Here is a 20,946-nt window from a genome sequence, read left to right on the forward strand (position 1 = left end):
GAAATACATATAAGAGAGTGAGGGAATTTATCATGAACTATAAACAAAAACTTATACTGCCTATGTGTACTGCCTTTTTACTGTATGGATGTAATTCAGCGGATGATTCAAATCAGGCCGATAATAATGCCGAGGACATGACTACAGTGGGACAAGGAACAGATACAGAGGTTGATCCGCAGGTGAAAGCGGAAGTTAAAGATGTAGAAGGTAAAACACTTGGGACGGTGAACTTTACCGCTGAAGAGAATTCTGTAGTGATCGAGACCGCTTTGGAAGGCCTTGAGCCAGGCTATCATGGATTCCATGTTCACGAAAACGCAGCATGTGAGGCGGATGCCAAGGATGGCCCTTTCACTACAGCGGGAGGACACTTCAATCCAACTGATGAAACGCATTCTAAGCACGCAGGTGATATGCCTCCTTTATATGTAAAAGAAGATGGGACAGCAAAATATACGGCAACATTGGATAACATGACAATAGACCAACTGAAGAAAGAAGAGCTGGCTGTAATCGTTCATGCGAATCCAGACAACTTTGCCAATATTCCTGACCGTTATGAAGCCAATGGAGAAAAAGGACCGGATGCAGATACTTTGAAAACTGGTGATGCAGGCGATAGGCAAGCTTGCGGTATTGTTGTAAGTGCAGAGGCAAAATAACATTAATGAAGTAAGAGCGATTCCTCTAAAGAGGAATCGCTTTTTCATTGAAGGTAGGACTGCTGACAGCTAAAATCTTTAAAGCTGAAACCATTCTTTTTACGATTTAAGAAGGTTTTTTCTATTGTGATATAGAAGTAAGAATGTAAGTAATATTGCAGTAGAAGCAGTGGTATTAAAAAGATCATAATTAATTCTTGCAGTGGAATGAAGTCCAAGGCATAGGTTTAATATAGGAAAATAAGATTTGGTTTGAATCGATAAAAAAACCCGAATAGGGATCATGTCCGCTGATTCGGGTTTGCTAAAATCATTTTGCCGTAATGGAATCTTCGATTAGCTGTAATCTCTCAGCCACTTCTTCTTCAGAAAGGTTATGCTCGACTACATAGCGATTACGCGGATGCACTCGGCATTCATGAGTACAGCTGCGCATATGTTTGTGTTCGTTCTCTTCGCTGCAAAGGATTTTCTTGTTGCATTCAGGGTTAGCACAATTGACATAGCGTTCACAAGGTTCGCCGGAATAAATATCGCGTCCGACAATGACATGTTCCTTTTGATTGATAGGTACGGCAATCCTTTCATCGAAAACATACATTTGGCCATCCCATAGCTCACCTTGGACTTCGGGATCCTTCCCGTATGTTGCGATGCCGCCATGCAGCTGGCTTACATCTTCAAAGCCTTCTTCGACAAGCCAGCCGGAGAATTTCTCACAGCGGATACCGCCGGTGCAATACGTTAGGATTTTTTTGCCTTCGAACATTTCTTTATTTTCCCGGACCCATTCGGGAAGTTCACGGAAATTCGTGATTTCTGGCTTGATTGCACCCCTGAAATGTCCTAAATCAAATTCATAGTCATTTCTGGCATCAAGGACGATGGTGTTTTCATCTTGCATTTGCTCGAAGAACTCCTTCGGGTTCAAGTATTTGCCTGTCGTCTGGTTCGGGTTGATGTCATCTTCCAAGCGAAGCGTTACAAGTTCATTGCGTGGACGAACATGCATTTTTTTGAAAGCATGGCCTTCAGCTTCATCTATTTTAAACACGATATCGGCAAAGCGGGGATCGCTTTTCATCATGTCCATATATTTGTCGGTTTGTTCGATCGTACCTGAAACTGTTCCGTTGATACCTTCTGAAGCCACCAAGATACGGCCTTTCAATTCAAGGGCTTTACATGCCGCAAGATGCTCGGCTGCGAATTCTTCGTGATTCTCGATGGGTACATACAAATAATAAAGTAATACTCTATATGGTTTTGTTTCCATTTTTTATTTACCACCTATGTTTTATATTTGCAAGATATAAAGGGTGATCATTTAGACACTTTTCTCTTACAGATAATCATTATACCAAGAAAACGTAAAAATGATAAGGGCATGAAGAAAAATCAAGAGGAGTTGTATGGAATGTTGAAAGAGTTATTGAGATATCCAATCATTCAGGCACCGATGGCAGGAGGAGCTTCCACTCCGAAGCTTGCGGCTTCAGTATCCAATGCAGGAGGATTGGGCTTTCTCGCAGCTGGCTATAAGACTGCGGAAGAGATGAAGGACGAGATAGAGCAGACCCGTCAGTTGACTGAGCACCCTTTTGGGGTGAATGTATTTGTGCCAGGCAACGAGGCGGTGGATGAAAATATATTATCTGGCTATCGTGAAAAGATCCAAAAAGAGGCCGAGAGCGTTGGGGCTGAGATTGGAAAAGCCGATAGTGATGACGATGATTGGGGAAATAAACTACTTGTATTGAAGGAGGCTGGGGTCGCTGCCATCAGTTTTACGTTTGGATGTCCCACAGAAGATGTAATAAGGGAGCTCCAAGATGTCGGTTCCCTTATAGCCGTGACAGTAACCAACCTTCAGGAAGCAAAAAAGGCGGCGGGAGCAGGCACCGATGTTCTGTGTGTACAGGGGTTTGAAGCAGGGGGGCACCGGGCCAGCTTTGATAACCGCACAGAAGATGATTACGGTCTTTTAGTATTAATACGGATGATAAAAGATGAACTGGACTTACCGATCATTGCCGCGGGCGGACTGATGCATGGAAAGGATATCGCGGCCGTGCTCGAAGCGGGAGCAACAGCGGCGCAATTGGGAACCGCTTTCCTTCGTTGTCCCGAAAGCGGGGCAAGTCCGGTCCATAAGGCGGCGCTGGGAAATCCCCGATTTACTCAGACCTCTATTACCCGAGCCTTCAGCGGCCGGAGGGCACGCGGGTTGGTGAATCACTTTTTAACGGAATATGATAGCGTTGCACCAGTCGCTTATCCTTATGTCCATCACATGACAAAACAAATGCGAAAAGAGGCTGGACAAAAAAACAATCCTGAATTGATGGCTTTGTGGGCAGGACAGGGATATAAGTTGAGCAGGGAACTTCCTGCATCGGAATTGGTTGAACTTCTTGTAGAAGAATTAAACTGAGAAGGGTTTGGATGCTGATGGAGATAAGGGAATTATTCAAGGATGAGCCACCCCCGATGCATTTATTGCTTTTGGCAGATCCTTCAAGGGAACTGGTCGAGGAATATTTGGGGAGCGGAACGTGCTTTGTTGCCGAGAGTGATAAGCGAATGATCGGTGTTTATGTTTTACTGCAAAAAGGCCCGGAACTGATAGAGATAATGAACATCGCAGTGGATGAACGGCACCATGGAAGGGGAATCGGCAGGCAATTGATTGAACACGCCAAAGGCCATGCAAGGGAAAAGGGATATAAAATGATTGAAATCGGAACGGGGAATTCGGGGATAGGGCAGCTTGCCCTTTACCAAAAATGCGGTTTTAGAATAACTGGGGTCGATCGGGATTTTTTTAATAGAAACTATGCCGAGGCCATTTATGAAAATGGGATTCAGTGCCAGGATATGATTCGCTTGTCACAAAGCTTAGACTAAGCAATGATCATCCAAGTTTGACGGAAAAGCTATACAGACAGAAGTGCGCGTCGCATTGCTTAGGGGGAATGAACTTGTTCTTTGGTGATATGATTTATCTTCTTTTTGCTTTACTAATGCCGTTTTTATTTGCGATTGGCGTTTTCATATTCATTCGATCAACGAAAAGGCAAAAGGATTCTTTATCGAAAATTCGTAAAGACTCACATGAAAAATAGCAGCAAGAGAAAAGAGTGCAAAAACAACGGCACTCTTTTTCTCATTTTCACCTTTCCAAAAAGGCTTCCAAATTCCTTTTCACACTGGGCCATTCATGCTCGAGAATACTATAGACCACCGTGTTCCTGATCCTCCCATCTTGCAGTTTTTTCTCCATCCTCAAAATGCCTTCTTCAAGGGCGCCGAGCCTGGTTATTGCTGCACGCGATCTTTTGTTGCATTCGTCAGTCCTGAATTCAACCCGTTTCATTTGCCACTTTTCAAAAGCATGCTGCAATAGCAGGTACTTACATTCTGTGTTAATGGCTGTTCGCCATTTGTCGGGGTGATACCAAGTCGCGCCGATTTCCAGGGATTGATTATGAAATTGAATATTTCTTAAGCTCGTGCTGCCGACTATCGAATCATCAGTCCGATCGATAACGACAAATGGATGATGAAGTTCCTGTTCCCTTGCTCGAATGCCTTCCTTTACATAGGAGATCGCCTCTTCATATGACAAAATTTTTGTTGCACTCCATTCCCATATTTCAGATGGCAGGGAAGCGGCGTAAAGCGGTTCGATATGATGTTCCATCATCGGGGTGAGTATCACGTGTTTCCCGTATAATTCGATATGCTCCATAGTTTCCTCCTCTTGATTGATATCTTCATTATAAAAATATTCTGGTTCTGCAATAAGGACCAATGCTGATATAATTTATGGAACCAGTTTGAAGGAGGACCAAATGTTTGAAATCACTCTAACCTTAGATAAAACGAATAAAGAAGCTTTATATGTCCAATTGTATAAATACTTTATGAAGGAAATCCAGAATGGGCAAATAAAGTCCGGAATGAAACTGCCTTCTAAACGAAAACTGGCCTTGCATTTAGGGATAGGCCTGAATACAGTGGATACGGCTTATCAGCAGTTGATGGCAGAAGGATATGTGGAAAGTCAATTAAGGAAAGGTTATTACGTAGCCGATTTAGAACCGATCTCAGCTTTGAATGAGCCGTTGCCTGTAACAGAAGGGATGATGTGTCCTCCGAATGAAAGAAATGAGATAGATTACAATCATGGCCGGGTGGACGTGGATTCTTTCCCGCATGCCGTGTGGAAAAAATGCTTGAACAATACTTTGTATCTTCAGGAAAGGGAAATGTTCATGAGCGGTGATCCTCAAGGGGAATGGGGGCTCAGGGCTGAGATTTCATCCTATCTATTTCAATCGAGAGGAGTTCGCTGCGGGGCTGATCAAATCATCATTGGGGCAGGTACCCAGTATTTCATCCATCTGCTGCGGTTACTTCTTGGAAATGAACGGGTATTTGGGTTGGAAGACCCTGGCTTTCATCGGGTAAGGGAGGTACTGAGGCTGGAGGGAGCGGATATGGCATACATACCCTTGGATGAAAGTGGAATGAGTGTGGACTCCTTGAAAGAGAGTGCAGCGAATGTTGCCTATGTCACTCCTTCCCATCAATTTCCTTCCGGTATGATCATGCCGATAACTAGACGGGTGGAATTGCTCAATTGGGCAGTGGAAAAAAAGGGTTATATTATTGAAGATGATTATGACGGGGAATTCCGACATGCTGGTAAACCGATTCCGTCCTTGCAGGGGTTGGACACCAATGGAAGGGTCATCTACCTAGGCACGTTTTCAAAGTCGCTCATCCCATCAATCAGGGTGGGATTTATGGTGTTACCCATGGAGTTGGCTAGTCGCTATCAGCAGAAGTTAATAGGACACAAACAGACCGTTTCCAGACTGGTTCAGGAAACGCTCTGTCTTTTTATGAAAAATGGACATTGGGAACGCCATCTGAATAAAATGCGAACGATTTATCGTAAAAAGAATAAGGTGCTGCTGAATGCCATTGAAGAGAGCTTCCATGATCGTGTAGCCGTAATCGGTGAAAAGTCAGGCTTGCACGTTCTTTTAAAAGTAGAAAACGGCAGCAGTGAGGCAGAGCTCATCCAGAAGGCTGCCAGTGTGGGGGTTAAAGTCCACCCAACATCGGTTTATCATTCAAAGAATGTGAAAGATCCGACTATTTTGATTGGGTACGGTGGTTTAACCGAAAGAGAAATCGAAGCAGGAATCCGGCTTTTAAAAAAGGCATGGCTATAGCTTGGTGCGAAAGTAAGGAAAGGCCTTGCTTCCATTCAACAATGATATAAGATACCCATTTTAGTTTCTTATATTATTGAGGATTTTAAGGACCGTCTGGAAAAATACTTCCTGTTCTTCTTCAGTAATGCCTTCCAGGGCTTTCCCTTCGATTTTTTCGGCAATCTTAAGACATTTTGTATGTACCTCTTTGCCCCGGGGGGTCAGTTCGATTCGTTTTTCCTGTTCATCTTTTCCAGGAACTTGTTTAATCATATTATTCTGTTCCATACTGTTGACCGAACGTGTGATGATAACACTATCTACATCCAAGTAACTGCAAATATCGGGGATTGTGGAATAGCCACAGTTCTTTAAGTAATTCAGGATTGTCCACTGATTATGGTAAATTTCAAGTGCTGTAATTTGTTCATTCATTTTGCTTACTAATGATCTCGATACTTGTAAATATTGATGAAATAATTGAGTAGGGTTCGTCATATGATTCTCCTTTATAATGGTCGACCAGTCCATTATATTCTTTAATTCTTAAAAGTCTATTGTAAAGAATCATTTATTTCAGTCAATGTTTAATTTTGGAAGCAATGCGGGGAAGGGGAAAATACTGGCAAATATGAATGAATTGAGGGAAAGCTCAGTCTTCCCAAATCATCAAAAAACAACGGGGAAGCATAAGCACAATCACAAGAAGAACCCTAATATATGATGGGAGATATTTCAGACTATAGAAAATTTGAGAATTCGAGTTTGCCTACAGTTTTTATGGCACTCGCTTTCCGAGGGCGGTCCGACCTCGGCGAGAATTGTTAAAAACTTACCTTGAAAGCTGAATGCAGTCTATCCTGCAAACAAAAACCAGCCTTTAAAGTGGCTGGTTTTTGTTTAAAACTTCTCGCTGGTGGAGCGGTGTTTTGTTTCTTTTTTATTTCGTTCTTCTTGTTGTTCATATTTAATTTCATCAATTGGTAAATCATCAATGGGCATGACCACTTGATCACGTTCCAGCTGTTTTTCCTGATTTTTCTTGAAGGCCTTGGATTTATCATTACGCTCCTCAAGATACTTTTCTTTATCTTTATTATCCAATGTCAATCCCTCCATCTCTTTGTATCTCTTTTTCCCCTTATTGAGAAAATAAAACGTATAAGCGAAATATATGTGATCCCATTTCATAAATATAAGGAGAACAGGAAAGTGCAAGGAGGGTTTGTTCAGTGAATGTCGCCGTCTTTTTTCGCTGGTTTTGGAGGGGGATTCTCCTTTTAGTCATAGTAATCGTCATTCCCTATTCATGGGCTTTGATTTTAGCGTTGCTCACCGCCATTCTTTTGGATGGATTGGTCCGCATGATTGGTGATACGGCAAAGCTGCATCGTTTTTGGGCAGTATTGATTTCATTTGTTTTATATGTAGGCGGGCTTATGAGCATCACTTATTTTTCCTTTTCGGTATTAATCAAGAAGGTCATTGTCTATTCGGAAGAATTTCCCGGTTTCATACGTGAAGTGTATTTGACGGCTATATTGCCAGTCATTAGGCAATGGGAAAGGTATTCCCAAACTTTACCGCCAAATCTCATTCAATCAATAGAACAAACGATGGAAAAGGGAGTCATGGCTCTGGAAGGGTTCACAGAGGGCTTTGTTCAGGATATGGTTCAATTCGTTACACTCATTCCGGGATTTTTCATTGACTTTTTAATTTACTTAATCGCTTTATTCTTATTTAGTCTTGAATTGCCAAAGTTAAGAAAAAAGGCAGTCCTTTATATGAAGACATCCACCTATCAAAAGATTTCGCTAGTTTATCAAGATTTAAGTATGGCAGCCGTAGGCTTCATCAAGGCACAAATCACGTTGAGTTTAATAACGTTCATCATGGCTTATGGAGGACTATGGTTGTTAGATGTGAAGTATACAATTCCATTGGCACTCTTAATAGTAGTTGTGGACATTCTTCCTATCTTGGGGACGGGATCTGTGCTGGTTCCTTGGGCAGTAATCGTTTGGGCTCAAGGAAACCATCATCTAGGTATTGGCCTCATCATCCTTTTCCTGGCCATTACCATCATAAGAAGGACAATCGAACCAAAAATCTATTCAGCAAATATGGGGTTGAGCCCATTGGCATCGTTGATCAGTCTTTACTTAGGGTTTAAGATGCTTGGCTTCATTGGGCTTTTCCTTGGACCTTCGATACTGATTGTTTATGATACGTTAAAGAGGGCAAATGTCATCAAAACCAATTTCAAAATATAAAAGATTATTAGATGTTTTTTGCCTGATTTCTTAAATTTGACATATCTTTTACCGCTTTACCTTGACCGTTGCAATGATTGCAGTCCCGGGAAAAGAATTGCAGATAACGGGTTTTCCCTTTCCCTTTGCAGTGCTGGCAAATGGTTATGAGTTTCATGATTCCTCACTCCTTCAAAAAGTATCGCTTTTTTAACAGTATGAAACATTTAAGGTAGAACTATACTTCATGTAATCATTCAATGTTAAAAGCAGCAGGTTTTATATAATATGTATTTATTTTATTTCATGTACCAGTTGAAAAAAATAACCCCCGATCCTATTGTCTTTTAGGAACGGGGGTTATTATCATGAAACGATTTCGGTTTGTGATATGATCGGGAATTCTTTTACTTCGCTTACGACTTTTACTTGTTTATATATTTCAATATAACGAATATGGTGATCTTCCATTTCCTTTATCCTAAAGTTATAAGGACCGTAAGTCAGGATATCACCTTGTTTGGCCTCGTAATTCTCGGTAAGGATCCATCCGCCCATCGTATCAATATCTTCATCATTGATATCCAATCCAAGTAAGTCATTCATTTCACTGACTAATACCTTGGCATCGATGATGTAGTGATCTTCTTTTAATTTACGGACATCCGGCACTTCATCCAGGTCGAACTCATCGCGGATATCGCCAACGATTTCTTCAAGGATATCTTCAACGGTCACCAACCCTGACGTACCGCCGTATTCGTCCATGAGGATAGCCATGTGAATCCGTTCCTTTTGCATTTTTAAAAGTAAATCGTGAATGGGGATACTGTCAATGACACGGATGATCGGACGAACATATCGGTCGATCGTTGACGCTGCCTGATTGTTCTTGTCTATCATTTCAGTGAATAGCTCTTTGATATTGACCATTCCGATAACATGATCCTTATCACCGTCAATGACAGGATATCGTGTAAAGTTCTCTTCCGCCATAACGGTAAAAAACTGCTGGATCGTATCATCCTTGGATACCGTTGCAATTTCTGTACGTGGAACCATGATTTCTTTTGCAATCCGATCATCGAATTCAAAAATTTTATTCACATATTTAAACTCTGATTGGTTAATTTCGCCACTTTTGTAGCTTTCGGAAACAATGATGCGCAGCTCTTCTTCTGTATGAGCCAAATCATGTTCGGAAACTGCTTTTAATCCTAGCATTCTTGTAAGCGACCTTGCAGAGCCATTCAGTACCCAAATGAAAGGATACATGACTTTGTTAAAGGCAATTAAAGGTTTCGAAACCAATAATGTTACTTGCTCCGCTTTTTGAATCGCCAATGTTTTCGGTGCCAATTCTCCAACAACGACATGTATGAACGTAATGAAAGAAAAGGCAATTGCAACTGAGAGTACATGTGAAGCCGACTCCGGAAGATTTAATTGATTTAAAAGTGGTCGCAAAATGTTTTCAACTGTCGGTTCCCCAAGGAATCCAAGCCCTAGAGCTGTAACGGTAATTCCGAGCTGACAAGTTGAGAGGTATTCATCCAGGTTGGAGATGACCTTCTTTGCTGAAATAGCATTCCTCGTTCCTTCTTCAATTAATTGATCGACCCTCGAGCTTCTCACTTTAACAATCGCAAACTCCGTAGCTACAAAAAATGCTGTTAAAGCAATTAAAATGGCAATAAGAACCAAGTTTATTATGTCCAAATAGTCTCCCTTAACTCGCCTTCGAGACGAATAAGGAGTACACCTCCTACATTTTTAAAATATACAAGTATATTTTTTTTGCCGTGCTGAATATTTTTGGGATTACTTCAAAATGGCTGTGGTAATAGATGTGCAGCCGCTTGAACTCCCATTTCTTTTAGTGAAGAAGAGAATAATAGTATATGCCGATTAGCGATGCGTAGACGGGAAATAGAAGAAATTCTGTCTGAAGGAGTGCAGCCATTTTCCAAAAGGATGCACATATCCGTTACGCAAAGCAGCTTCCGTCCGTCAAAACGAACATTCTTTAATGCCCCATCAAATCACCTCAATCTAATTAATTTAAATACTTTCATTATAGAAAGAGTTAATCATTCAGTCAAACAGCTTACGGCACCTTAAATCCGGTAAATTGCTTGTAAAGGATCAGTTTGAGCTAATAATTAGCTGTTTTTGACTGTTTTCTCTACTTTATTGTAACATATTATAGAATATTCAGAAAACTAAGGGCCGTTTCATAAAAAATTGATCAGTTTCATTATTTTTTGGGTGGTACAAACATATTCTATAGAAAACAAGACAAGTTTTAAATGAAGGTTAAAGGGGGTGGCAGCCATGAAAATCATGGAAAGGATGGCAGCGATCATTGCCGGCAGCATGCTAGTAGGAGTGGGAATCAATTTTTTTCTGATACCTTATCATTTATTGGATGGTGGCATGATAGGGATTGGGCTGATTTTTCATTACTATATAGGACTTCCGACTGGACTGGGTGTGATTTTGAGCAGCATTCCATTATATATATATGCTTGGTATTTTGAAAAAAAATTATTTTTGAACAGCTTGCATGGCTTGCTTTTTTCCTCTTTATGCATCGACATTTTTTCCGACGCTGTCACAGGATGGAATCTTCCCATTTATGTAAGTGCGATAATCGGGGGAGGGTTGATTGGGCTTGGAATCGGCTTGATGCTTCGGTATGGGACCTCTACAGGCGGAACGGATATGCTGGCACAGATCCTTTCCAGGAAAAGTGGACTCAATGTAGGGCTGCTCATTTTTTTCATTGATGGATGCGTATTGCTTTGCGGATTGAGCGTTGTGGGGACTTCAATCTTTTTATATTCATTTTTAACGATCATCGCGGTAGCCATGCTGACTTCAGTCACCGTGATGCGAACCATTTAGTGTTGAATTATGTATGAAAATCTGAAAAATGGAAAGGATGGGCAATATGAAAAGGACAGATTTTTAGTCTAATAAATAGTAAAGGGACGTTCATATGAAAAAACTCTATATGTGTACTGCATTGTTAGTTATGCTGGCTGGGTGTCAAGAGGCTGAAATGCCAGAGGATAAAGAAGTGAACAGTGCTGTTCCAGAATCGATGGATGCATCAATTGTCATTAAAGGGAAAGTGGAGCCTGGAAAAGAAGTCATTCTTGAAACGACAGTGAAACAGGGAAGCCAATTGGTGAATGAAGCTGATGAGGTACTGTTTGAAGTGAGAAAGTCCGGACAGGATAAACGGGAAATGCTTGAAGCGAAGAATACTGGAAGTGGCATGTATCAAGTGATGCATACTTTTGAAGAACAAGGCAAATATATTGTAGTCTCCCATGTAACGGCCAAAGGCCTTCATGTAATGCCTGAAAAAGAAGTTGTCGTTCCTGAACATGAAAGTGAAGGTGCATCGGTTCATCCTAGTACGGATGTATCCATCGAGTTTCAAAGTAACCCTGTAAAGGCAGGAAACAGTTCGAACTTTGAAGCGACCGTTGAATTGAATGGGAAACCACTGACAAATGCAGATGTAAATTTCGAGGTCTGGAAGGAAGGCAGCGAAGAGAGTCATTTCACCAAAGCTGAAGAAGATGGAAATGGAACATATCTAAATAAGGTATCTTTCGAAGAATCGGGAACCTATAAGGTGCAGGTACATGTTGAAAAAGACGAAGTGCACGAACACCAACTGCAAACGATTCAAGTCAATTGATTGTTTTTTGGATGAATCGTTTAAACAGGTTTCATCTCTTCGTTAAATGGGAAGTTAAAGGATAACGGTACAGCAGAAAGGGAGGGTAAGCATGAATAATCAAAAAATCAACAAGTATAAAAATCTCGGGATTCATATTGAAAAAACGAAATCACGCCAGGAGATTTTCACTAATGTTTCACAAAATGATTCATCCTTACTCACCACAGCTGTTTTTTCTCAATTTTCCCAAAAACGGGAGCTAAAAGAATATTGATGCAATGAGACCGGAGTACATATCAGCTGGTCTTTTTTTGTGCATTCCAAATGTGATGCATTGTGAAGCTGGATATGAAAAATCGAATAGAACCTCATGAGCTGAAATAGGATAGAAGGACAAACAATTTGAAATTAGCGGTAAGGGGAGTCCGATAGCATGATATCACAGCTTATTATGACGATATTGAATTGGTTTGCGGAAATGGGGTATATGGGGATTTTATTGGGGCTGATGGTTGAAATCATCCCGAGTGAGCTTGTTCTCGGATACGGTGGTTATGTGGTCGGCCTGGGGAAAATGAATTTTTGGGGAGCTGTTCTTGCAGGAGTGGCAGGCGGAACGATGGCACAGCTATTTCTCTATTGGGCTGGTTATTATGGAGGACGGCCCTTTCTCTTGAAGTATGGAAAATATATTTTAATTAAAGAAAATCATATTGTACATGCTGAAGAGTGGTTTCAAAGGTATGGTGTAGGCGTGATTTTTACGGCTCGATTCATTCCAGTGGTTCGCCATGCCATTTCCATCCCTGCCGGAATTGCGAGGATGTCCGTATGGAAGTTTATATTTTATACGGTTGCGGCTGTCATACCTTGGACCATCTTTTTCCTGACCTTAGGAAGGATCCTCGGTGAGAATTGGCAGCAAATCCGGGAAATAACGGAACCTTATCTAATACCGGCTGTTGGTTTTTCCTTTATCATTATCATGCTGTATATTTTATGGAAAAAAAAGAGTACACCTCCAATCGTAACGGTCAAAAAAATGGGACGGTTTCCCGATAAATGAACAATCGAAAAAACAGCCACGTAAAATCACCTTTTACGTGGCTGTTTTTAATCATTATCCTTGGGTAAGGTCTTCTTCCAGAGGAAGCTGTACGACCTTTTTTGTCACCTCGATAGAACGAATGGCGTGATCTTCCATTTCAATCACTTTAAAGCAGAAGCCGTCTTTTTCCATGATGTCCCCTACCTTCACATCATAATTTTCAGTAAGGACCCATCCGCCTATCGTATCGACATCATCTTCTTCTAAGTGAATGCCAAGTAAATCATTCACTTCCTTTACAAGAAGTTTAGAATCTAATATATAATGTCCATCTTTAATTTTCCTGATCGAGGCAACTTCATCGATATCGAATTCATCACGAATTTCGCCAACGATTTCCTCGAGGATATCCTCGACTGTGACAAGTCCGGAAGTTCCGCCGTATTCATCCATCAAAATAGCCATATGAATGCGTTCTTTTTGCATTTTTAACAGCAAATCGTGAATCGGTATATTTTCCATTACCCGAATGATCGGACGAGCGTAATTTTCTATCGCTTTGATATGGATTTCCCGATTCTTAATAAGATCCGAGAAAACTTCCTTTAAATTCACTAAGCCGATGACATGGTCTTTATCACCTTCGACAACAGGATATCGAGTGTATTTTTCCAATTTGGCGACATCGACGAATTCCTGTACCGTATCATCTTTGGATATGGTCATGATTTCCGTCCTTGGAACCATGATTTCTTTGGCAACACGATCATCGAATTCAAAGATGTTGTTTACATATTTAAATTCCGACTGGTTAATCTCTCCGCTTTTATAGCTATCTGATAGGATGAATCGCAATTCTTCTTCCGTATGGGCTATTTCGCTTTCGGATGCTGGCTTGAAGCCAAATAAGCCGACAACTAATCGGGAAGAATGATTCAAGGCCCAGATGAAGGGAAAGGCTATCTTATGGAAAAATATCAGCGGGCTGGCAATTGCCAAGGCCACTTGCTCAGCCTTTTGGATGGCAACCGTCTTTGGAGCCAATTCACCTACAACCACATTCAGGAACGTAATCAGGGAAAATGAAATGACGAATGTCAGAATGCTTGTGACTTCTTGAGGGATATTCAAGGCATTGAATAATGGGCCAACCAATTTGAGGACGGTCGGTTGTCCTAGCCACCCCAATCCAAGGGCAGTAACGGTAATACCAAGCTGTGTCGCGGATAGGTACTCATCAAGATCGGATGTAACCTTCTTAGCCGCAATGGCTTTTTTATTTCCCTCTTCAATCAATTGATCGATCCTGGAGCTGCGAACCCTTATGATCGAAAATTCAGAAGCTACAAAAAAGGCCGTTAAAGCGATTAAAATAATGACGAATAAAAAACTTAATATGTCCAATTAGTGTGGGACTTAATTGAATCGCCAAAACGATTTAATTATCCCAGTCACCTCCCAAAACCAATAATGAATGAAATGATATTTAGTGTATAAAATGTTAGATGAAAAATAAGTCTTGTGTATCTTGTATGAAAATTATGCTGGTTTATATTTTCAATCTATAGGATCATTCACCTCGATTAGTAGTGGAACCTACCTATTAGTATAAGTAACTGGACGTCAATCAGTCAAAAATTTCACACTAAAAACCTAAGTAAAAAAGGTTATTTATCCATTATTTAGTTTTCAATTGTATGGAAAAGGTCGTTAGGAAATCGGTAGAGTGGCAGGTTAAGGTTCCTTGATGCTTTAATACGATTTCTTTACAGACAAATAATCCTAATCCCGTTCCCCTTTTTTTGGTGGTGATGAATGGTTCAAAAATATTCGGCAAAACGTCGTCAGGTATCTTCGGCCCGTTGTTCGAAATATTTAAAGTAAGAATGCCGGGTGGTGATTCAGAGCCTGAAATGTAAATGGATGGGGAAGGCATCCCTGCAACCACATCAAGAGCATTTAAAATAATATTAAGTAAAACTTGACGGAATTCTTCTTTAGAACCGGAAATTACGGCATCCTCGGCAATATTACATGTAATGGAAGCATTTACTTCCAAGATGCTCGGATATAAAAATTCGATTACCTCATTCACAAGCTGAGCAATGGAAAATAGATCAGGTGGTGATGCTGAAGTTTCCTTTTTGGAAATATTAAGGAATTGTGTGATCCGGTAATTGAGCTGATCCAATTCCTTTGAAATGATATCAAGGTATTTTATCTCAGGCTGTTCTGCCTGTAACAATTGTATGAATCCCATGATGGAAGTCAGTGGATTTCTGAATTCATGGACAAAGCTTGAGGTCATTTGGCCAAGTAGCGTCAAACGGTCTTTATGGTTTGGGCTTATGAATTGATAGCGTTCTTCAAGTTCCATCGTTTTCAATTCGGTATAATGGGATAATGCAAAATGAATGAGTTTATCGAAGTAAACGTTTATTTGCTTAATTAGATCCGATATTTCTTCTTTGGATGCTTCGGAATTCAATACGTGCTCAATGATGATGGATCTCCCGATGGTTGCAGTGGAAAAGAAATTTTCCATATCCAATTGCTTATTAACTCGATCAGACGCAATTTTTTCCCCTACGACCTTCAGTACATCGCCTATTTCAGTATCCGATTTTCCAAGCTGATCCATTAGCAGATTAAAAATATTTTCCACTTCTCCTTTAAAATACCCCAGATATCCGTCAGGTAAATGCAGCAACTCATCTTTCCATTTGGAAATGATGCTGGTTTTTTGAGAAGATAAAAAGTGAATGGTCATTTCTCGATTAGATACCATTTTGCCCTCCATACTGTAGGAAAATGAATTTACTTTTGAGAAAGTGCTTTATTAGAATAAAATTACAAAATATCAAAAAAATTACATGTTGTTTTCATGATAACAGATTACTGTTCTTTTAACATGTGTCAATTGGATAAATATTCGGCAATCAATCAATAAATACCTTTTTTTGACACAGTTTTATTACGGTAATTACAGGAATTAATAACAAAAAAAGGTATCCGTAAAGTTAATGACGGTTACCTTTTTTATGAAATGCATATGGTTCGATGTGAACGATCACATGCTGGATATTATATTCTTTCAAAAGATTCTCTTCGATTTTAACCGTGATATCATGACCTTGAATGACGGTCAAAAGAGGGTTAACATGAACGGTAGTTTCGAGCAGGATTTCACTTCCGTGCATCCGGGCTTTGATTTCACTCATTTCTTTAACACCTTCTGTCAATATAATGGTTTGTCCGATCTTTTGCAGGAGCTGCTCGTCGAAACCATCAGTTAAAGAGATGGAGGCATCACGAAAGATATCCCAGGCTGTTTTGCAGATGATGACCCCCACAACTGCTGCAGCTATCGCATCCAGCCAAGGGATTCCCATCTTGGTGCCGATGATTCCAATGAAAGCACCAACACTGACAAGGGCATCGGATCGATTATCCTGTGCTACGGCATAGATGGAAGAGCTGTTGATCTTTTTACTTAGAGATAAGTTATAACGGTAGATTCCGTACATGAAGATTGCAGAAAATAGAGCGACATAACCGGTCAGCATACTGGGAACGGTTGTTGAATCTTGGTGAAAGAAGGATTCAATGGCACTGAATACAACCTGGAGGCCCACAGTGATCATGATGAAGGCAGCTACCAACGAGGCTACGGTTTCCGCCCGTAAATGACCATATGAATGATTATCATCAGGAGGTCTCTTTGAAATTTTTAAACCGATCAATACGGCTATGGAAGCGATGATGTCGGTTGTATTATTTAAACCATCAGCCCAAAGCCCTTTAGAATCTCCGAAATAACCAAATGACAATTTAAGAGCAGACAAGAATATGTAAGCGGCGATGCTTATGTAAGCGCCTTTTTCTGCTGAAATCGAATGTTTATCCATGTCCACATTCCCTCCCCAATGTAAATTAGGCTTAATAAAGATACCAAATCAAACCTTAGTGAGTCTATAGAAAAATTGTCGTATTTAGCCATCTAACTTGGTTAATAGCAGGTGTATTGAAGGTCTGTAAAGAAGTTGGATAAATGAAAGATTATCGCCATAAAATGGGAATGGCAACTTTTGATGACATGTGCATTTTCTTTAATTGTAATATTCTAACCGATGATCGAAAATTAAATACTTCCAAAGGGGAGCCAAAAAGGCTGAGAGTGAACAGTTCGAACTGGTGCAGGGATGTGGTTTTGGATACAAGCAATACTGGTTGACAATGTATTACTGAAAAATCCAACAAAAAGGCCGGATTCTAAAAGAATCCGGCCTTTTTCAACTAGTGTGAACCGGCTCAATTTTCATTTTGCAATGAATACCGAACAGGGTGCGTTTTTCGCAATGGAACTACTTGTACTGCCAAGGAAGAACTTTTCCAAACCGCTTTTAGCGCTATTGCCGACAACGATAAGATCAGCTGAAGTTCTTGCTGCAAAGTCACATACGCAATCTGGCGCATATCCCTCCAATAGTTCGAATTTTCCCTTGACTTGACATTCACTTAACAATCTCAACGTATTACTTTCTGCGTTCTGAATACTATTCTCGACGGCGGAAGGGGTGTCATTTACCTTTTGATTTCGTGGCTGATCAACTTCAAAAACAGGATGTGTCTGGACTGGATCTACATAAAATCCGGCAGCAGGTACGAACCCTGGAGCAGAGGCGTCTCCCATGATACGCTGTTCAACCTTATCATTTAGGACATGAACTACGGTCAACTCGGCTTTTGGAAAGGCCTTTTTCAATGTTGCTCCATATTCGACGGCCCGTTTACTCTCTTCATTTCCATCAAAAGCGACGACAATATGTTTTAAGTCCCTCATTAATATCATCTCTCCCCTTTTTAAGACCTTAAAGGTGTTATACCCACTTTTAAATGGCTTCACGCCTTTAATCTGTATATAGACTGCCATTTATGGGGAAAGGATAGATACGAGCATAGTTAAAATGGTAGGATGAAATCTGGTCCTTCAGTTAGTTGTCATGCTCAGACGATGAAGAAATATCATCAAGGGTGCCGATATCCGAGTATAGTACTACAAGAAAAGGGCGCCTAGCTTCGGCCTTTTATTCAATCGACGAGTTTTCTTTAATAAAAAGGGTAAAATATTTTTAATGAAACATGTCGCAGATGGGAAAATGGGGGTACAAATGAGAGGGTTAGTGAAATTAGGTCTAATTATAATATTGGCGATAGTGGTTTTAGGCGCCGGTTCACTATTGTATTTCAAGCAGGGTGCTGATATAAGTCATCTTGAAAATAAGCTTCAGCAACCGACAGGAATCTATGATCTGGATGGGAATCTTGCCAGTACGATCACGGCAAATAAATCCGAAGGTGTTGCGATAGATGAAATACCGGAACATATGAAACAAGCGGTGGTTTCCATTGAGGATCACCGTTTTTATGAACATCACGGCATAGATTATCAAGGGATTATGCGGGCTTTGGTTAAAAATGCGAAGGCTGGAAGTGTTGTTGAAGGCGGGAGCACGCTTACCCAGCAGCTTGTGAAAATCACGATGCTGGAATCGGATCGAACACTGAAGAGGAAGATAGAAGAGTTTTTTCTCGCCCAGGAAGTTGAAAATCAATATACAAAAGATGAAATCCTGGAAATGTATTTGAATCAAGTTTATTTTGGCCATGGAGCATGGGGAATCAAAAAGGCAGCAAATATTTATTTTTCCAAAGAGGTCTCTGAATTGACCGTTGCCGAGGGAGCATTGCTGGCGGGAGTCATTAACTTGCCTTCCAAACTTGATCCATACAAGAATTTAGACGGGGCAGTGAAGCGGCGTGATTTGGTTCTTTCGAGAATGGCGGAACATGGTTATTTGACGAAAGATGAAGAAGCAGCTGCAAAAAAAGATGCGGTGACACTTCTTATGGGGGAGAAGGAAACCGATCCATTAAGAGGTAAGTATCCTTATTATGTCGATCATGTTTTATCGGAAGCATCGAGTAAATATGGAATTAAGCTTGAGGAGCTGCTTTCAAAGGGCTATAAAATTTACACGACTCTGGACCAATCCATGCAGCAGGCTACAGAAACCGTGTATGAGAATGCAGCTAATTTTCCAGTTGGAACGAGTACAGAAGAACTGGTTCAAAGCGGGTCTGTCCTCCTTGATCCTGAAACCGGCGGCATAAAAGCACTTGTCGGCGGGAGAGGTGAACATCAATTCATGGGATATAATCGGGCAACCCAGCTGACAAGGTCTCCTGGTTCATCCATTAAACCGCTTGTCGTTTACACGCCAGCTGTTGAAGAGGGATATGATATCACTGACCCTTTAAAGGATGAAAAAATGAGCTTTGGTGAATATGAGCCAACAAACCTGAGTGGTGAATATAAAGGAGAAGTCCCCATGTATGAAGCGGTGATGAATTCCTTGAATGTACCAACGGTTTGGCTATTGAATGAGATTGGCATCGATAAGGGGCTTGATTCACTTAAGCGGTTTGGGATTCCATATGACAAGGATGATCGAAACCTGTCGATCGCTTTAGGAGGGATGGAAAAAGGTGTGTCCCCGCTGCAGATGGCAGGAGCCTTTTCAGCTTTCGCAAACAAAGGTGAACGGATGGAAACCCATGCCATTGTAAGAATAGAAAATGCCGATGGAAAAGAAGTTGCCGCCTGGAAAGAGAAGAGCACCAAAGTGACCTCTGTAGGAGCCGTCGATAAAATGAATGCCATGCTACTTGGAACAGTGGAATATGGCACAGCGAAAAACGCGGCAGTTTCCGGTTATGAAATAGCAGGTAAAACGGGTTCCACACAAGTACCCATCGAAGGAATATCAGGGGTTAAAGATCAATGGTTCATCGGTTATTCACCTTCGCTGGTCGGTGCTGTATGGGCTGGATATGATAAGACGGACAAAAATCATTATCTAACGACACACAGCAGTCAGGGAAGTGCACTCATCTTCCAAAAAATAATGGCGCAAGCTTTACAGAATCAAGCGGCTCAATCTTTTAAAGCTCAGGATATCGGACCGCTAATAGCTGAACAGCAGGCTCTTATAGCTGAGCAACAGGCAAAGGAAGAAGAGGAGAAAAGGAGACAATATTGGATTGATAAAGGAAATGAGATTAGGGAAGGTTTGAATAAATGGAGGGACTGGGAGGTTCCGTGGTGATTCTCAGGTAAGGGAAGCATGGCACACGCTCATTAAATAAAATTAACAAACTGAGACTGTCAATCATTTGACAGTCTCAGTTTGTCGGCGAAAGGGAGCGGATTTAATACGTGGACCTTAAAATAAATGCTCCGGAGTCTGAATAATGAGGTAAGGCCGAATAAAGAGCGGGTAAGGTCGAATAAATCCGTGAACGGCCGAATAAAGAGCGGTGAAGGGGCGAATAAATTTGTAAACCGCCAAAAAAGGTAAAAGAAAAAAACTGCAGGCAAACTCGCGTTTGGCTACAGTTTTTCATTTATTTTAAAAAATTAGATTTGCTATTATGCCAATCACGACGATTGCGCCTATCACCATTAAAATGGTTCTCATTTCTATACACCTTCTTCATAACGTAGTCGGAATCATTTAAATATTAACGGTTTGGTTCGATTGGAAAGCGAATGCACTTTCATCATTTTCTTTACAAATAGCCTGTACTTTTTCTAGCATGGCATGTACATTCTCGCCTTCAAGGATGACTTTCATTGTTGCACACTCTTGAAGAATGAGCACAAAGGATACGAAAGTCGAAAGTTTCTTGGCATCGACCAATTTATGGTTGCAGATAAAATATATATTCCCTTTAAATTCTTTTGTAACTTGATATAGGTTCATGATTTGTCGCATGGATAATCTTTTATTTGTTTTAATGTCAGAAGAAATCACTTTATTCATGTCGTTTGCTCCTTTTGTTTTTATACTTTTGGAAAAGCATAATCAAGATGTCAATTCGGCTACAACTTTAAAAAAATGAACAAGTATGTTTGGTCTTTTTTATGTAATTGTTAGCGGGTCATGTTGTATATTTACCCGAGTGAAAGATTTTGAAACCTATTTGAAAA

General features: G+C 40.7%; 22 protein-coding genes. 12 read left to right on the forward strand and 10 right to left on the reverse strand.

What is annotated here, in order from left to right; genetic code table 11:
* Nucleotides 1-32: 32 nt before the first annotated feature.
* On the forward strand, nucleotides 33-665 hold the full coding sequence (locus tag V3595_RS09600; RefSeq protein ID WP_485906898.1) for a superoxide dismutase family protein: 633 nt from the start codon (nucleotides 33-35) through the stop codon (nucleotides 663-665).
* Between the two features lie 310 nt (nucleotides 666-975).
* On the opposite strand, the gene trhO is transcribed toward V3595_RS09600, so the two are convergent.
* On the reverse strand, nucleotides 976-1,941 hold the full coding sequence (trhO, locus tag V3595_RS09605) for an oxygen-dependent tRNA uridine(34) hydroxylase TrhO (RefSeq protein ID WP_485906900.1): 966 nt from the start codon (nucleotides 1,939-1,941) through the stop codon (nucleotides 976-978).
* Between the two features lie 144 nt (nucleotides 1,942-2,085).
* Between trhO and V3595_RS09610 the strand changes: the two genes are divergently transcribed.
* The 3 genes from V3595_RS09610 to V3595_RS09620 all read left to right on the forward strand — a co-directional run bounded on the left by V3595_RS09610 (nucleotide 2,086) and on the right by V3595_RS09620 (nucleotide 3,790).
* Nucleotides 2,086-3,099, forward strand: a complete 1,014-nt coding sequence (locus V3595_RS09610; RefSeq protein ID WP_485907574.1) for a nitronate monooxygenase — start codon at nucleotides 2,086-2,088, stop codon at nucleotides 3,097-3,099.
* 17 nt (nucleotides 3,100-3,116) lie between these two features.
* Entirely contained in the window at nucleotides 3,117-3,572 is a 456-nt protein-coding gene (locus tag V3595_RS09615; protein WP_485907575.1) for a GNAT family N-acetyltransferase, read from the forward strand.
* A 74-nt stretch (nucleotides 3,573-3,646) separates the two neighbouring features.
* Nucleotides 3,647-3,790 (forward strand): hypothetical protein, encoded by a 144-nt coding sequence (locus tag V3595_RS09620; RefSeq protein ID WP_161922753.1) that lies wholly within the window; start codon nucleotides 3,647-3,649, stop codon nucleotides 3,788-3,790.
* A gap of 47 nt (nucleotides 3,791-3,837) precedes the next feature.
* On the opposite strand, the gene V3595_RS09625 is transcribed toward V3595_RS09620, so the two are convergent.
* Nucleotides 3,838-4,416 carry a GNAT family N-acetyltransferase gene (locus tag V3595_RS09625; RefSeq protein WP_485906901.1) on the reverse strand — a complete coding sequence of 193 codons (579 nt, stop codon included), beginning with the start codon at nucleotides 4,414-4,416 and terminating at the stop codon, nucleotides 3,838-3,840.
* Nucleotides 4,417-4,519: 103 nt separating this feature from the next.
* Here V3595_RS09625 and pdxR point away from each other — a divergent pair, with 103 nt between their 5' ends.
* Nucleotides 4,520-5,911, forward strand: a complete 1,392-nt coding sequence (pdxR, locus tag V3595_RS09630) for a MocR-like pyridoxine biosynthesis transcription factor PdxR (protein WP_485906903.1) — start codon at nucleotides 4,520-4,522, stop codon at nucleotides 5,909-5,911.
* Between the two features lie 60 nt (nucleotides 5,912-5,971).
* On the opposite strand, the gene V3595_RS09635 is transcribed toward pdxR, so the two are convergent.
* Nucleotides 5,972-6,391, reverse strand: coding sequence for a MarR family winged helix-turn-helix transcriptional regulator (locus V3595_RS09635; RefSeq protein ID WP_034314851.1), 420 nt, complete (start codon nucleotides 6,389-6,391; stop codon nucleotides 5,972-5,974).
* A 402-nt stretch (nucleotides 6,392-6,793) separates the two neighbouring features.
* Nucleotides 6,794-6,997 (reverse strand): hypothetical protein, encoded by a 204-nt coding sequence (locus V3595_RS09640; RefSeq protein ID WP_137019412.1) that lies wholly within the window; start codon nucleotides 6,995-6,997, stop codon nucleotides 6,794-6,796.
* Nucleotides 6,998-7,125: 128 nt separating this feature from the next.
* Between V3595_RS09640 and ytvI the strand changes: the two genes are divergently transcribed.
* A complete protein-coding gene (ytvI, locus tag V3595_RS09645) occupies nucleotides 7,126-8,169 on the forward strand; it encodes a sporulation integral membrane protein YtvI (protein WP_485906904.1) in 1,044 nt (347 codons plus the stop codon).
* Between the two features lie 345 nt (nucleotides 8,170-8,514).
* On the opposite strand, the gene V3595_RS09650 is transcribed toward ytvI, so the two are convergent.
* The gene (locus V3595_RS09650; protein WP_485906906.1) at nucleotides 8,515-9,867 is read right to left on the reverse strand and encodes a hemolysin family protein; all 1,353 of its coding nucleotides are present in this window, start codon (nucleotides 9,865-9,867) and stop codon (nucleotides 8,515-8,517) included.
* A gap of 615 nt (nucleotides 9,868-10,482) precedes the next feature.
* Between V3595_RS09650 and V3595_RS09655 the strand changes: the two genes are divergently transcribed.
* From V3595_RS09655 to uptA, 4 genes are all read left to right on the forward strand, one after another.
* Nucleotides 10,483-11,055, forward strand: coding sequence for a YitT family protein (locus tag V3595_RS09655; protein WP_048678063.1), 573 nt, complete (start codon nucleotides 10,483-10,485; stop codon nucleotides 11,053-11,055).
* A 94-nt stretch (nucleotides 11,056-11,149) separates the two neighbouring features.
* Nucleotides 11,150-11,863, forward strand: coding sequence for a FixH family protein (locus V3595_RS09660; RefSeq protein ID WP_485906908.1), 714 nt, complete (start codon nucleotides 11,150-11,152; stop codon nucleotides 11,861-11,863).
* A gap of 91 nt (nucleotides 11,864-11,954) precedes the next feature.
* A complete protein-coding gene (locus tag V3595_RS09665; RefSeq protein ID WP_157831095.1) occupies nucleotides 11,955-12,119 on the forward strand; it encodes a hypothetical protein in 165 nt (54 codons plus the stop codon).
* Between the two features lie 162 nt (nucleotides 12,120-12,281).
* Nucleotides 12,282-12,911 (forward strand): undecaprenyl phosphate transporter UptA, encoded by a 630-nt coding sequence (gene uptA, locus V3595_RS09670; protein WP_485907576.1) that lies wholly within the window; start codon nucleotides 12,282-12,284, stop codon nucleotides 12,909-12,911.
* Nucleotides 12,912-12,965: 54 nt separating this feature from the next.
* Here uptA and V3595_RS09675 read toward each other — a convergent pair whose 3' ends face one another.
* The 3 genes from V3595_RS09675 to V3595_RS09685 all read right to left on the reverse strand — a co-directional run bounded on the left by V3595_RS09675 (nucleotide 12,966) and on the right by V3595_RS09685 (nucleotide 16,801).
* Complete coding sequence (locus V3595_RS09675; RefSeq protein ID WP_137019416.1) at nucleotides 12,966-14,297, reverse strand: hemolysin family protein; 1,332 nt, start codon at nucleotides 14,295-14,297, stop codon at nucleotides 12,966-12,968.
* Nucleotides 14,298-14,571: 274 nt separating this feature from the next.
* Nucleotides 14,572-15,681, reverse strand: a complete 1,110-nt coding sequence (locus tag V3595_RS09680) for a histidine kinase N-terminal domain-containing protein (RefSeq protein ID WP_485906910.1) — start codon at nucleotides 15,679-15,681, stop codon at nucleotides 14,572-14,574.
* Between the two features lie 232 nt (nucleotides 15,682-15,913).
* Nucleotides 15,914-16,801, reverse strand: a complete 888-nt coding sequence (locus V3595_RS09685) for a cation diffusion facilitator family transporter (RefSeq protein ID WP_137019418.1) — start codon at nucleotides 16,799-16,801, stop codon at nucleotides 15,914-15,916.
* Between the two features lie 143 nt (nucleotides 16,802-16,944).
* On the opposite strand from V3595_RS09685, the gene V3595_RS09690 reads away from it, so the two are divergent.
* Nucleotides 16,945-17,127: a hypothetical protein gene (locus tag V3595_RS09690; RefSeq protein ID WP_485906912.1), complete on the forward strand. Its 183-nt coding sequence runs from the start codon at nucleotides 16,945-16,947 to the stop codon at nucleotides 17,125-17,127.
* A gap of 84 nt (nucleotides 17,128-17,211) precedes the next feature.
* On the opposite strand, the gene V3595_RS09695 is transcribed toward V3595_RS09690, so the two are convergent.
* Complete coding sequence (locus tag V3595_RS09695; RefSeq protein WP_485906914.1) at nucleotides 17,212-17,736, reverse strand: universal stress protein; 525 nt, start codon at nucleotides 17,734-17,736, stop codon at nucleotides 17,212-17,214.
* A 292-nt stretch (nucleotides 17,737-18,028) separates the two neighbouring features.
* On the opposite strand from V3595_RS09695, the gene V3595_RS09700 reads away from it, so the two are divergent.
* A complete protein-coding gene (locus tag V3595_RS09700) occupies nucleotides 18,029-20,062 on the forward strand; it encodes a transglycosylase domain-containing protein (protein WP_485906916.1) in 2,034 nt (677 codons plus the stop codon).
* 408 nt (nucleotides 20,063-20,470) lie between these two features.
* On the opposite strand, the gene V3595_RS09705 is transcribed toward V3595_RS09700, so the two are convergent.
* Nucleotides 20,471-20,779, reverse strand: coding sequence for a hypothetical protein (locus V3595_RS09705; protein WP_241590726.1), 309 nt, complete (start codon nucleotides 20,777-20,779; stop codon nucleotides 20,471-20,473).
* Nucleotides 20,780-20,946 lie beyond the last annotated feature (167 nt).

The sequence above is a fragment of the Bacillus sp. CFBP9009 genome (genome assembly GCF_036541465.1).
GTDB lineage: Bacteria > Bacillota > Bacilli > Bacillales > DSM-1321 > Peribacillus.